The sequence below is a fragment of the Chelatococcus sp. KU-N122 genome (assembly GCF_055391085.1).
The window spans coordinates 2,907,328-2,920,898 of sequence record NZ_AP043981.1; the positions used below are offsets into that span (position 1 = coordinate 2,907,328).

Genomic DNA, 13,571 nt, shown 5'->3' on the forward strand with positions numbered 1-13,571 from the left:
CGATCGATCCGCGTCCGAATATGGTGTCAGAGAATCGGCCAGCGCGGCTGGATCACCTCCAACAGGCCGGATCGTTCCGCGATGCGCTGGCCGCGCGTCTTGGCCTCGTGGAGGGCCCGCTCTTCGTCGATCGTCAGCACGATGCCGTTCTCCATCAGGACCGTGCCGTTGCAGACAACCGTGTCGGCGCCGCCGCGAGATGAGTAGACAAGATTTGCCAGGGGATTGAGCACGGGTTGCCACTCCGGCTTGAACAGATCGAATAGGCTGATGTCGGCTTTCTTGCCCTTTTCGATCGATCCGATCTGCCTGTCCCACAGCAAGGCTCTTGCGCCGTGCAGCGTCGCCATCTCGAGCACCGTCTCCGGGGGAAGGACGGTGGGGTCCAGCCGCTGCGACTTCGCGGCTCCGGACGCCAGAGACATCTGTCTGACGATGTCGACGTAGTTGCTCGACATGGCGCTATCGGAACCCAGCGCCACGGTCGCGCCCAGCTCGAGCAACTCCGGAAACCGTCCGAACTCCATGCTGCCCATCCCCGCACGGAAGCCCGTCGACGGCGTGCAGCAGACGCATGCGCCATGCCGCAGCGTCAGCGCCAGCTCGCGAGGGCTCGCCCATCCCATGTGGATCAGCAGCACGTTCGGTCCCAGAGCGCCGAGCTCGGCCAACCGCTCCACGTCGGGCATCCCGAACTTGACGCGCGAGGCAACGACCTCGTCTCGCGCCTCGGACGCGTGCAGCACGAGGCCGACGCCGTTCGCGTCCGCCGTCTGCTTGGCCTTGCGGATCAGCTCGTCGGAGCAGACCGCAGGTATCCGCAGGCCGATCCACACCCGGACGCGTCCGTCATGGGCGCCATGATAGGCATCGATCGTCTCCTGGGCCTTGGCGAGCGCCTCATCGGCGGTCTCTCTGACCACGTTCCTGGACAGTTCGCCGATGGAGGTCGCGTGGACGTCGAAGGCGATCCGGGCAATGACGCCCCGCAGGCCGCTCTCGCCCAGCGCCAGCGCCATTTCATCGGGGAAGTAGTTGCCGGGGTCGAGGAAACATGTCGTTCCCGCGCGGATCATCTCCAGATGGCAATTCGTGGCGGCCCAATAGGCGTCCTCTCGCGCCAGTTGCGCCTCGTAGCCGTAAAGCCGCTGGAGGAGATGGACGGGAATATCGCATCCGTCGGCCAGGCCGCGGCCGAGCTGCTGCGAATTGTGCACGTGCGTGTCGATGAGACCCGGCAGGACGAGCTTGTCACGCGCGTCGATGACCTTGCGGGGACGATAGGATCCGGCGAGATCGTCGGTCTTGCCGACGGCGATGATCTCGTCGCCGTCGATGGCGACTGCGCCGTCCCGTATGATCCGCCGCTCGGCGTCGAGTGTGACGAGCCAGTCGGCGTTGCGGATGAGAAGCGCGATCGCGCGCCTCTCGGGATCGGGGGCGCCGCTCCGCGGCTCCACGCTCACTGCTCCCAGCCGAAGCTCACGAGATCGCCGTAGAGGCCCTTGAGCACGGCTTTGGTTTCCGGCGCTTCCTGATAGACGCGGATGAACGTCTGGATCCGCTCGTCGTTCTGCTGTTGCGGGCGCGTCACAAAGCGGATGGCCCAGATCTTCTGAGGCTTTTCGTAAAGGAGAGCGCCGTTCGGATCGACGCCGACCAGCCGGAGAAAGCTCGGAAACGTCACGGCGATGTCGGCATCGTCGATCGAGCGCACCACCTGCTGCGCTTCGAGCGGCACGATCTTCAGCTGCTTCGGGTTCTCGACGATGTCGTTCGGCGTCGCGGTGTAGTCGGCGCCGTCCCGCAGCCTGATGAGCTTGGCGGCCTGGAGCAGCAGCAGCGCGCGGCCGAGGTTCGTCGGGTCGTTGGACACGGTCACCGTCGCGCCGTCCTTCAGCTCGGCGAGATCCTTGATCTTTTTCGAATAGATGCCGGCGACCGAGATGAAGCCGATCCCGGCGGGAACGAAGTCATAGCCGCTGCCTTTCTTGGCCGCTTCCAGAAAGGGAATGTGCTGATAGAAATTGACGTCCACGGCCCCTTCCGCCAGCGCCACGTTGGGCGCGTTCCAGTCCGTGAATTCGACCAGCTTGACATCGAGGCCCTGCGCCTTGGCGCGCTCCACCACGGCCTCGATCGCTCTGTTGTTGGCGGAGGCCGCGAGCCCGATCTTCAATGGCGCCGTCTCGGCAATGGCGGGGCTCAGCGCGAACAGTGCGGTGACAATGCCGGCCGCGACCGCCTCTGCGACCTGGCGGCTTAAACGGCGTTTGAACATGACATACGCTCCTCGACGAACTCGGTACGATGCGTCGGCGTGGGCCAAGCAGCCGGTCGCGTGGTCAACCGCGTACGCCCCGCTGCGCCTTGCACCCCACCTCGTGCCGTTGGGCCAGGTCTCCTCCCCGGTGGGTCATCGCGGCCGGGAGAACCGCTTATGGCGGCTCTCCCGCCGGCGGAAACCGCGAGGCCGCGCAACTAAGGCTGATCGGGGGAGTACCGATCGGCATCGGCGACACGGCACGGGTGGCAGCAACACCCGTCGGGCTGCTCGCAGATCCACCGGCAGGAGATTCGTGGAGGGCGGATAAGATCCCGAGATGGGGTCGGTGAATCATGTAATATATTGTGGGCGAAGCATATTCGCAGACCTAATTTTTACCCTTTACGGCTGAGCGTCAATAAGATGGATTTCGTCTTTTAGAGGCGCCTCGCAGCATACCTTGCCGCATGAACGGGGGAGCGACGAATGCCCTGGGCGTCGAGCCGCAATGGCCCCGGCCTCTTCTGGTCCCGCGGACCACGCCGGTGATTTAGCCCCGCAGGCTGAAGCGCACCGGCACGGTCAGGCGCAGCACGCTGCCGGGGACTTCGGCAGGCACCGCCGGAAGCGGCGCGGCGCGGCGGATCATGGCCAGCGCCTCGTCGTCGAGCGCCGCGGAGCCGGAGGAGTGGGCGATGAAGAAGCCGAGCAGGCGTCCGTCACGGTCCATGGTGAAGGTCAGTTGCGAGGTGCCCTCGGCGCCGGCCGCATTGGTCGGATAGCGCTTGTGCCGGTTGAGATGGGCGAGCAGCCGGCTCTTCCAGGTCGACGGAATGTCCGCCGCGGCCACGCCCGCCCCGAAGGTCGCGGCGGGTGCCCCCCGCGCCGGCAGGTCGGAGGTGCTCGCGAGGTCGCGCACCGGCGCCGGCATGGGCTTGCGGGCCGTGCGGTGAGCCTGGGGTGCCGTCGCCGCTGCGCGCGCCGGCTGGGCCGCGCGGCGCTTGGCCTGCTTGGCGGGCAGCGGTGCGGTCAGCGGGGCGCTCGCCGTCGAACGGAGCGCGGCCACCGGCTCGCCGCCGGCCTCCACCTTTGAGCGGGCCGTGTCCACCGCCACGGTCGCGGACTCGGCCGGGCGGCGGTCGGCAGCGCTCTGCGAGCGGCTGTCCTCGGCCGCAAGCTCGGCCTTCGTCTCGGCCGAGGCAGGCATCGGGGCGAGATCGACCATGACGGCGGCGGGCGGCTCGCCCGATGAGGGCTTGAACCGCTCCGGTGTGACGAAGACCAGTGCCAGCGCGATGTGCGCGCCCAGGACGACCAGGGCCGCCACGCACCACGACGCCAGTCTCAGCACGCGGCCTCCGCCGCCGGCTCTGCCGCCCACCTCGGCCTCACGCGCGACCCGCGGCCCGGGGCCCCCGCAAGTGGATCGCGACGCTCAGGAGGTCGACCAGCCGCTGCATGCGTCCGGTGAGCGCCCGGTACGCCGCGGCGTCGGCGTTCAGCGGCCCTTCGGCGAACGCCATGGCGTCGCGCAGCTCGACATGGCTGGCTCCCGTGCGCAACGCCTCCCGTACGATCAGATCGTTCACGGGGCCGATGGCCGCCATCACCTCGCGTTCGAAAATCTCGCCCATCGGCAATGCCTCGTGACCGTCGATCGCGGCCGATCCGCAAGCACAGATACGCTCCTCGCCCGCACGCCACAAGTCGTTGTCCCGATTAGATAAATAGAACGGTTCGAAACTACGCGAATTGTTCCGGCTTGACCGTGCGGCCGCGCCGGCGGCCATGCACGTCGCGGAGGTGGATGCGACCGCTGTCCGCGTTCGGCCGCTCGAGTCGCAAAAATGCAACGAGTTGTGAAAACGACCATCATTTCAATGGCATGGGGCGCGCCTGCGACGATATCGAGCATCGTCGGCCGTATATCTTAGAATCGATATAAACTATTGAGATTGCGAGGGAAATGGCTCGGCGCTAGCTATGCTGCCGTTCGCTCCGCCGCGCTCCAGCCTTCGTGCCGCACGGTCGGCACCGACCGGCCCGGCGGCAGCGGGCGGAGCCCGGCCGCATCGGCCCCACGAAATCTCGTTTTCCCTGCCGGCGCCAGGAGAGCCGCATGCTCGGCACGTTGGTCCACGACCTTCAGCGGCAGGAGGAAGGCCGGCTCCGGCGTTTCTTTCTGCGCCGCCTCCGCAACGCCGCCGATGCCGCCGATGCGACGCAGGAGACGTTTCTGCGGCTGCTGTCGGCCACGCCGACCAGCCTGGTCGAGAACCCGCACGCCTATCTCTTTCGTGCGGCCCGCAACATCGCCGTCGACCAGGAGCGGCAGCGGCGGCGGCGCGCGCAGGTCGAATGCCCGATTGCGGATCCGGACGCCCTCCTGAACGTGCCGTCGAGCGCTCCGTCGCCGGAGACGGAGGTGATCGATCGCCAGCGGTTGCGCATGTTCGAGCAGGCGCTGCTCGCCCTGCCCGAGCGGGCCCGCCTGGTGCTGCTGCTCAACCGGCAGGAGGGCATGTCCTATCCCGCTATCGCCCGGCACCTGGGGGTCTCGCCCAATACGGTCTACAATGACCTGCGGCTCGCCATGGCGCATTGCATGGACGCGATCGCGCGCCTCGAGCGAGGCTGACCGGACGGGTGTCGCCAGCCGCGCCCCGATGGCCGGGCCGCGGCGGGCCGTCGCGCACGCTGAATTTGTGAGGTCGGCCCACGCCCGACGTCATAATGCGACGGGACCCGGCGGGCGAGAATCGGACGATCTGCTTGAAACGCGATACCGAAGACGGCGCGAGCCCCGACGACCCGTCACCGGGCTCGATCGATCAGGACGCCCTGGACTGGTTCGTCCGTCTCCAGGCCGCCGACGGCGACCCCGAGCCGGTGCGTGCGTTTCGCGCCTGGTGCGAGAGCGATCCCAAACATGCCGCGGCCTTCGCCAAGGTCGCCGCCGTGTGGGGGGAGCCGGAGTTCCTGCTGGCGACGAAGCAAGTCGCCGAGGCGACCGGGGTCAAGCCGCCGCGCGCCAAACGCCGGCGCGGCTCCCTGGCGAAGAAGGTGGGAGGTTCGGCGGCGGTCGTGCTGCTCGCGCTCGTCGTGGCGAAGCTCCCGCAGGTTCTCGTCCGCCTGCGGGCGGACTACGTGACGGCGACCGGCGAGCAGCGGGTGATCCGGCTGCCCGATGGCTCGACCCTGATGCTCAACACGGCCTCGGCGGTGGCGCTCGACTTCGCCGAGGGGCGGCGCGTGGTGAGGCTGCTGGAGGGCGAGGCCTATTTCGACGTGCGCCCAGACGCCGACCATCCGTTCGAGGTGACCGCGCAATACGGCCGCGTCACGGTCAAGGGCACCGCCTTCTCCGTCGGGCAGGACGGCGACGCCGACACCGTCGTGCTCGGCCGCGGCCTGGTCGATGTCGCCCGCCTGGCGCGCCTGTCGGACCATGCCGACCTTCATCCGGGCGAGGCGGTGAGCGTGACGGCGTCCATGCTCCTGCCGGTGCGCCGCATCGATACGGCGACGGCCCTGGCCTGGGTGGACGGCCGCATCAGCTTCGTCGACCGGCCGCTGAGCCAGGTGATCGACGACCTGCGCCGCTACTATCCCGGCCGCATCTTCGTGGCGAACGGCACCGTCGGCCAGGTGTCCGTCAGCGGCAACTACAAGCTCGACCGGCCGGAGGTCGCGATCCGCTCGCTGGCGGAGGCCGCCGGCGCCACCGTCACCACGCTGCCCGGCGGCATCCTCGTCGTGCGCTGATACGACTTTTTTTGTGAGATCGGCCGGCCTGCTCCGTCCTCAACAACAAGGGCGCGGACGGCCATGCCGCCGCGCCCCCGAGGAGAGGATGGGAGCCGCGGATGGCGAGTGGGGTGGCGACAGGCGATGTGCGACAGACGGGGCGGACCGCCGGGAGGACGCGCCGACGGCTGTCGCGTCTCCTGCTGGCGACGACGTTTCTCTCGGGCGCGACGATGCTGCGGGTGCCGTTCGCCGAGGCGCAGCAGGCCGCCGACGAGCCCGGCCGGCCCGTTCAGTTCTCGATTCCGGCCCAACCGCTGACCAACGCGGTCGACGCCTTCGTCCGGCAGTCGGGGTGGCAGGTGGGCTATTCCAGCCGCCTCGCCGACGGCGTTCTCTCCCGGCCGGTGTCGGCGGCAATGACGCCCGAGCAGGCCTTGCAGGCGCTTCTGGCCGGCTCCGGCATCAGCGTGCGGATGACCGGCGCGAGCGTCGCCACGCTGATGGGCGCCCAGGCTTCGGTGTCCGCCGGGGCCGCGCCCGGCGCCATCGTGCTCGATACGATCGACGTGCAGGGCGACGGCGAATACGGACCGACGAATGGCTTCATCTCGCAAGATGCCGTTGCCGGAAGCAAGACGAATACCCCGATCATCGAGACACCGTTTTCCGTGTCGGTCGTCAATCGCAAGCAGCTCGAGATCCAGAACCCGCAATCTCTCCCCGATGCCCTGCGCTACACGCCCGGCGTGGCGACGGGCTTCTTCGGCGCCGACAATCGACTGACGAAGGGCCAAGTCTACATCCGGGGCTTCGGTGACGACGCGACGAGCCCGCTCTATTGGGACGGGCTCTATCTCCCGTCAGACCTGTACGTCAATTCACCGGCGCTCGAACCCTATAATCTCGAGCGTATCGAAGTCTTGCGCGGGCCGGCCTCCGTTCTCTACGGCCAGGCAAGCCCCGGCGGCATCATCAATGCACGCTCCAAGCTTCCGTCGGCGACCCCCATCCGCGAGGTCATCGTCGGGACGGGCAATTACGGCCGGGCCTATGGCGCCTTCGATATCGGCGGCCCCGTCGACGGCAGTGGGCAATGGCTCTATCGCGTCAGCGGCGTCGGCTATCGCACCGGCACGCAGATCGACGACACCGCCTATGAGCGGATCTCGATCGCCCCGTCCCTGACGTGGCGCCCGTCGGCCGACACGCGGCTCACCATTCTGACGACCTATCAGCGCGATCCGGACGGCATCGGCTTTCAATCGCTGCCGCTGGTCGGAACGCTGCTGCCCAGCCGTACCGGCCCGATTCCGACGCGGCTCAACTTCAGCGAGCCGAGCTATGCCAACCTGGATCGCCGGTGGGTGTCGGCGGGCTACGAGTTCGAGCACCGCATCGACGCCGTTTGGACGGTCCGGCAGAATTTTCGATATCTTCACGCCGACGGCACGTACCATGAGCTCCAGCCGACCGGGTGGGCGAGTGCGGCCAATACCGTCATGAACCGCTCGAACTGGGCGACCGACGGGCGCCTCGACGCGGTTGCCGTCGACAACCAGGCCCAGGCGCAGTTCGCCACCGGTCTGCTCAGGCACACCGTCCTGTTCGGGCTCGACTACAGGTCGCAATGGACCCACAACGCCAATTATTGGAGCCGCGTCGGCCAGCCGCCGCTCAACGTCGTGAATCCGGTCTACGGCGTCCCGGTGTCGTTTCCCCCGATGTTCGCCAACACGGATGGGCGCCTGGAGCAGACGGGCCTCTACGCACAGGATCAGATCGCGCTGGGCAACTGGCGCTTCCTGATCGGCGGGCGCCAGGACTGGGCCGAGAACTCGACCAAGAACCTGATGGTCAAGGTCAACCCGACGACGACGCAAGACAGCGACGCCTTCACGTGGCGCGCAGGTGCCGTCTATCTGTTCGATAACGGTCTGGCGCCTTACGCGAGCTACTCCACGTCGTTCCAGCCTCAAGGCGGGACCGACTTCAGTGGCGCGATGTTCCAGCCCACGACAGCGCAGCAGTACGAGGTCGGCCTGAAGTATCAGCCTGCCGGTCTCCTGAGCTTCGTGCAGGTATCACTGTTCGACCTGACGCAACAGAACGTCCTGTCGACCGACCCGGCGCACTTCGGCTTCAGCGTGCAGACGGGCGAAGTGCGGGTCAAGGGCGTGGAGCTGAGCACGACCCTGGCTCTGACGGACAATTTCAATCTCATCGCCTCGTACACGTACAACGACGTGGAGACGACGAGGGCGAATCCGGACGGGACGGGCTTCGATCCGACCGGCCGCGTGCCCTGGTACTATCCACGGCAGCTGGCGTCGGCGTGGGCCGACTACACCTTCCAGACCGGCCTGCTCACGGGCCTGAGGGTGGGCGGCGGCGTCCGCTACGTGGGCTCCGCCTACAACGGACCAAAGCAGCAATACACGGTTCCGAGCTACACCTTGATCGACGCGGCCATCACCTACGATCTCGGCGCCGCGGACCGCGCCCTGCGCGGCTGGGAGGTCTCGGTCAACGCCAACAACCTCACCGACGAGGTGTACCTGGCGCGGTGCAGCGAGCTCAACTGTTCTTATGGTATCCGCCGGACGATCCTGGCGAACCTGAAGTATAGATGGTGATGAGCCTGCGGTCGGCTCCAAGCCGGTCCCGTCCGCCGCCAACGTCCCGGCGCGCCTTCCTTCAGGGGGGCGCCGCGGCCGCCGCGACCGCATGGCCGCGGCCGGCCGCGGCGCAGATCACCGGTGACGGCAACACGGGGGCGCGGCGACCTCCGTCGGTGGCGGTGATGGCGTGGTGGCTCGAGGAGACGGTGCTCGCGCTGGGGCTCGTGCCCACGGCGCTGCCGGAGCTGGCGCGGCCGGCGCTCCGCAAGGCGGCGCGGCTCCCGGACGGCATCCGTGACCTCGGCCTGGCCGGGGAACCCAACCTCGAGCTCCTCGATCAGTTGCGCGTCGATCTCATCCTGGTCGACCGTCGCCTGCAGGCGAGCTGGATCGCCCGGCTGCAGCAGATCGCCCCGGTGCTCGCCGCCGCGATCTATACGCCGGAGCGGCGCCCGTACGCGCTTGCAGCTCGGGAGACGCTTCGTCTCGGAGATCGCTTGACGGCGCCGGTGCGCGCCGATGCCTACCTGGAGGGCTGCGAGGCTGCGCTGGAGCGCGCTCACGCCAGCCTCGCCGATCGCCGCAGCCGGCCCGTCTTCGTCGTCCGCCTCATCGATGCGCGCAATGTCATGATCCATTGCCACGGCAGCATCTTCCATGACGTGCTGATCCGTCTCGGGTTGACGCCGGCGGCCTCCAACTCGAACGACTGGGGGTTTCTGACGACGGGGATCGAGGCGCTGGCGGCCGTCCCGGATGCGCGGATCCTCTACGTCGATCCCGTGCCGAAGGAGGCCCGCCGTCTGCTCCTGGCTCCGTCGCTCTGGTCGCACCTGCCTGCCGTGCGGAAGGGGCTGACGACGGCCATCCCCGAGCTCTACAGCTGGGGGGCGCTGCCGACGGCGAAGCGGTTCGCCGAGGCGCTGGCCGAGCGCCTGCCAAAGGAGGCCGCCGGTTGAACGGGGCCGCGCCGCGGCAGGCGGCGAGCGGCCCCACCGCGACCCCCGGCCGCCTCGCTCTCGGGCTGGCGCTCGCGGCCGCCGCGCTGTCGTTGCGCGGCCTCCTCGAGCAGGCGCCCTTGCACAGCTGGCCCATGGTGACGGGCGGCGCCGGCGGCTCCGAGCTGGCGTTGTGGGTCGCCTACTACAGCTATCTGCCGCGGCTGTGCGTGAGCATGCTGGCGGGCGCAGCGCTGGCCCTTGCCGCAGCCATCTTCCAGCTCGTGCTCCGCAACCCGCTGGCCGAGCCCGGCACGCTCGGCGTCTCTGCCGGCGCCTCGCTGGCGCTGGCCGTCTCCGCCCTCTGGCTTCCCGATCTGCCGGGCCTCGAACGCGAGGGCGTGGCGATGCTTGGAGCGGCCATTGCCACGATCCTGGTCTTCGGGCTGGCCTGGCGGCACCAGCTCGCGCCGCAAGCGCTCATCCTGACCGGTCTCGTCGTCGGGCTCTCCATCGGCTCGCTCGGCGCCACGCTGGCGCTGTTCAACCACGAGGCGCTGCGGAGCGTGTTCCTGTGGAACGCCGGCACGCTGCGCCAGAGCGACTGGAGCGCCGTGGCCTATCTGTCGCCCCGGCTCGCCCTCGGCTTCGGGCTGGCGTGCGCGATCGCCCGGCCGCTCGCCATTCTCTCGCTCGGCGACGAGAGCGGCAGGAGCCTCGGATTGTCCCGGCGCAGCATCCGCCTCCTGGCGCTTGCCCTGGCCGTGGCGCTCTCCGCCTTCGTGGTCAGCGCCGTCGGCGTCATCGGCTTCGTCGGCCTTGCCGCCCCGGCCATCGCCCGCCTGTCCGGCGCACGCTCCGTCCGGCAGCAGCTCGTCTGGGCCCCCGTCGTCGGCGGCCTGCTGCTCTGGCTCACCGACCAGCTGGTCCAGGTGCTGCCCTTCGCGCGGGACGTCCCGGCCGGCATCGGCACGGCCATCCTCGGCGCGCCGCTCCTGTTATGGATGCAGCTTGCGCTCAAGGCGGCAGCCGTTGCGCCACGTGCCGTGGCCGGGGCCTCCGAGCGCCGCCATTCGCGGCCCTGGCTGCTGGTCGCGGCCATCGCGCTCGCGCTGCTGCTGGTGCTATGGCCGGCGCTCGATCTCGGCCAGGGCGTCGACGGCTGGCGGTGGTGGAGCCGCGACGAGCTATGGCGCTACGGTCATTGGCGTTGGCCGCGCGTGGCCGCGGCTGCCGCCGCCGGCGCCATGCTCGGCGCGGCGGGCGGCCTGATGCAGCGGCTGACCGCCAATGCGATGGCGAGCCCGGAGAGCCTCGGCATATCCTCCGGCGCCGCCTGCGGCGTGATCCTGCTCGCCCTTCTCGTTGCGGCGCCCGACAGGGCCCAGCAGACCGCCGCGGCCTCGGCGGGCGCGCTGCTCACGCTCGCGGCGCTGCTCGCCATGGGCCGCAGAGCCGCGTTCGATCCTGAGCGCATGCTGCTCGCGGGCGTTGCCGTCGGCACGGCCTTCGGCGGGCTCGTCGCCCTCCTGACCGCGTCCGGTGATCCGCGCATGGGCATGCTGCTCGCGTGGCTCGCCGGCTCGACCTATCAGGTCACCGCCTGGGACGCCGCAGCCGCCGGGATCGCAGCCGCGGCGCTGCTGCCGCTTCTGCCCCTGTTCGCCCGCTGGCTGGCGATCCTGCCGCTGGGCGGGGCCCAGAGCCGCGCGCTCGGCCTCGGGCCGACGGCGAGCCGCCTTCAGCTCCTCGCCGTCACCGGCGTGCTCACCGGAGCCGCGACGCTGATCGTCGGGCCGCTCAGCTTCGTCGGCCTGATGGCCCCGCACATGGCCCGCACCATGGGGCTGCTGCGGCCCATGCCCCACCTCTACGGTGGGGCGGTGATCGGCGCGCTGGTCATGGTCTGCGCCGACTGGCTCGGCCGCAACATCCTGTTTCCCTACCAGGTGCCCGCAGGCCTGCTCGCGACCTTCGTCGGGGCGCCGTACTTCCTGCTGTCGATGGCGCGACGCGCGCGCTGAAGCGATCTGGAGCATCGGACCCGGAAATGGACGCCGGCTTTGGGACAATCTGCCGCTCGCGCGCGTGCGGCAGATGCGCCACAGCGCTGGCGGATCGGCTCCCGCCCCTGCGCCACGCGCCCGGACGCCGGGCCGGAAATCAAGCACTTACCGGATGCGGTCCGCCCACCTTAGACAAGATCTAAACTATTGCGTTTGCGTAGGAATTCCGCGTCGGCTACGGATTTCGCGGTTTTCTGGCGAAGCGCCCCGCGGATGGGGTGCTGGCGGTTGGGCGGCAGGGCCGCCCGCGAGGCCGCGAGGAGCGCTCGCATGCTTGGGGTCCTGGTCCACGATCTGCAGCGGACGGAGGAAGGCCGGCTCCGGCGCTTCTTCCTGCGGCGCCTGCGCAACGCCGCGGACGCCGCCGACGCCACCCAGGAGACCTTTCTGCGCATGCTGGCGGCGCCGCAGCGGACGGTGATCGAGAACCCGCAGGCCTATCTGTTCCAGGTCGCCAAGTCGGTGGCGCGGGTGACGTCGGCGCGCCTCGCCGCCGAGGCAAAGCTGTTCCTTCCCGACCTCGCGGACATCGATCGGGCGGACGACGCGCCGAGCCCGGAACGCGTCGTCGACGGCCGGCAGTGTCTGCTGCTGATGGCCAAGGCGATCGAGAAACTGCCGAACCGCTGCCAGGAGGTGTTCATCCTCAGCCGCCTGCACGGCATGGCGAACGGCGAGATCGCCCAGCGGCTCGGCATCTCCCGCAACATGGTCGAGAAGCACATCATCCGGGCGCTGATCCACTGCCGGACCGTGCGCGCCGATATCCTTCCTTAGCGCTCTCCTTGCGCGCAGCGGCAGAGAAGTGGCTCAGGCTCAAAGGGTTATCGAGCCGCCATGCGATCCGGCGTGCGCACTAGATCGCGACAGCTCCAGCCCGACGTCAGGACATCTCCCCTTGCTCGACTCTAAGACGGTATAGCCATCCTTGGCCGAGCGAGGCCTGGGATGCGGTTGAGGCGTGGCTGGTCGGCATGGCGGGCAAACGGGAGCGGAGCGTCGAGGAGCGGGTCGCCGAGGAGGCGGCGGGCTGGGTTGCGCGGCTGCAGTCGCGGGACGCGACGGAGTCCGACCAGCAAGCCTTTCGGGCCTGGTTGCAGAAGGACCCCTCGCATCAGGCCGCCTATGACGAGTTCCGCAGCCTCTGGACGGAGCTCAAGGACGTGCCCGTCGCGCCGGGCCGGCTCGGCAAGCTCAGGACGTCACGGCGGCGAACGACCACCGGCATCGTCGTGCTCGCCGCGCTCGCAGCCCTGCCGTTCGCGCTCGACCGGACGGGCACCTTCGACCGCTGGCGGGCCGACTATTCCACCGGAGTCGGTGAGGTGCGCGTAGTGACGCTCGCCGACGGCACGCGCGTCGACCTCAATACCGACACCGCGCTCGCCGTCCGCTATGCGGCCGGCGAGCGCCGCATCGAGCTGCTGCGCGGCGAGGCCTTCTTCGACGTCGCGCCCGACCCGGCGCGTCCCTTCGTCGTCGACGACGGGGCGCTCGAGGCCAGGGATATCGGCACGCGCTACAGCATGCGGACCGCCTCGGGTGCGTGGCCCGGCGACGTGCAGGTCGAGGAGGGGCGCGTCGAGGTGACCGGGGCCGGCGGACAGGTGCAGCTCGGTCCGGGCGAGGTCGCCACGCTGACGCCGCAGGGCCGGCTTGTGGTCGCGGCCGCCGACGTCGGCAGCGCGACGGCCTGGCGAAGTGGCAAGCTGGTGTTCTCGGGCCGGCCGCTGCGCGACGTGCTGGCGACGCTGGAGCGCTATCGCCGCGGGCGCATCGTCGTGCTCGACCAGGCGGCGGGCGACCAGTCCGTCTCGGGCGTCTTCGATCTCGCCGACACCGACCAGGCGCTGCGGGTGATCGAGGACAATCTGCCCGTGCGCGTGACGCGGCTCACGGATCTCGTGGTCGTGGTCCGTTCGCGCTGACCAGC

The 13,571-nt window shown here is 69.4% G+C and carries 11 protein-coding genes; 7 read left to right on the forward strand and 4 right to left on the reverse strand.

The annotated features are described in order from the left end of the window. Nucleotides 1–26: 26 nt before the first annotated feature. The 4 genes from ACZ5PO_RS13080 to ACZ5PO_RS13095 form a co-directional block, all read right to left on the reverse strand. Nucleotides 27–1,460: an amidohydrolase family protein gene (locus ACZ5PO_RS13080; RefSeq protein ID WP_464194047.1), complete on the reverse strand. Its 1,434-nt coding sequence runs from the start codon at nucleotides 1,458–1,460 to the stop codon at nucleotides 27–29. Nucleotides 1,461–1,462: 2 nt separating this feature from the next. Further along, nucleotides 1,463–2,329 (reverse strand): MetQ/NlpA family ABC transporter substrate-binding protein, encoded by an 867-nt coding sequence (locus ACZ5PO_RS13085; protein WP_464194049.1) that lies wholly within the window; start codon nucleotides 2,327–2,329, stop codon nucleotides 1,463–1,465. A 487-nt stretch (nucleotides 2,330–2,816) separates the two neighbouring features. Continuing rightward, the gene (gene tolA, locus ACZ5PO_RS13090) at nucleotides 2,817–3,617 is read right to left on the reverse strand and encodes a cell envelope integrity protein TolA (RefSeq protein ID WP_464194051.1); all 801 of its coding nucleotides are present in this window, start codon (nucleotides 3,615–3,617) and stop codon (nucleotides 2,817–2,819) included. Between the two features lie 37 nt (nucleotides 3,618–3,654). Further along, nucleotides 3,655–4,056 (reverse strand): hypothetical protein, encoded by a 402-nt coding sequence (locus tag ACZ5PO_RS13095; RefSeq protein ID WP_464194053.1) that lies wholly within the window; start codon nucleotides 4,054–4,056, stop codon nucleotides 3,655–3,657. Nucleotides 4,057–4,385: 329 nt separating this feature from the next. Between ACZ5PO_RS13095 and ACZ5PO_RS13100 the strand changes: the two genes are divergently transcribed. The 7 genes from ACZ5PO_RS13100 to ACZ5PO_RS13130 all read left to right on the forward strand — a co-directional run bounded on the left by ACZ5PO_RS13100 (nucleotide 4,386) and on the right by ACZ5PO_RS13130 (nucleotide 13,566). Continuing rightward, entirely contained in the window at nucleotides 4,386–4,904 is a 519-nt protein-coding gene (locus ACZ5PO_RS13100) for an RNA polymerase sigma factor (RefSeq protein ID WP_464194055.1), read from the forward strand. Between the two features lie 134 nt (nucleotides 4,905–5,038). Continuing rightward, entirely contained in the window at nucleotides 5,039–6,031 is a 993-nt protein-coding gene (locus ACZ5PO_RS13105) for a FecR family protein (protein ID WP_464194057.1), read from the forward strand. A gap of 101 nt (nucleotides 6,032–6,132) precedes the next feature. Continuing rightward, nucleotides 6,133–8,649, forward strand: a complete 2,517-nt coding sequence (locus ACZ5PO_RS13110) for a TonB-dependent siderophore receptor (RefSeq protein ID WP_464194059.1) — start codon at nucleotides 6,133–6,135, stop codon at nucleotides 8,647–8,649. A gap of 167 nt (nucleotides 8,650–8,816) precedes the next feature. After that, nucleotides 8,817–9,593 carry an ABC transporter substrate-binding protein gene (locus tag ACZ5PO_RS13115; protein WP_464194061.1) on the forward strand — a complete coding sequence of 259 codons (777 nt, stop codon included), beginning with the start codon at nucleotides 8,817–8,819 and terminating at the stop codon, nucleotides 9,591–9,593. Further along, nucleotides 9,590–11,596, forward strand: coding sequence for a Fe(3+)-hydroxamate ABC transporter permease FhuB (fhuB, locus tag ACZ5PO_RS13120; protein ID WP_464194063.1), 2,007 nt, complete (start codon nucleotides 9,590–9,592; stop codon nucleotides 11,594–11,596). The genes ACZ5PO_RS13115 and fhuB overlap by 4 nt, the downstream gene beginning before the upstream one ends. Before the next feature lie 312 nt (nucleotides 11,597–11,908). Further along, nucleotides 11,909–12,415: a sigma-70 family RNA polymerase sigma factor gene (locus ACZ5PO_RS13125; RefSeq protein WP_464194065.1), complete on the forward strand. Its 507-nt coding sequence runs from the start codon at nucleotides 11,909–11,911 to the stop codon at nucleotides 12,413–12,415. Between the two features lie 197 nt (nucleotides 12,416–12,612). Next, a complete protein-coding gene (locus tag ACZ5PO_RS13130; protein ID WP_464194067.1) occupies nucleotides 12,613–13,566 on the forward strand; it encodes a FecR family protein in 954 nt (317 codons plus the stop codon). The last annotated feature ends 5 nt before the right edge of the window (nucleotides 13,567–13,571 follow it).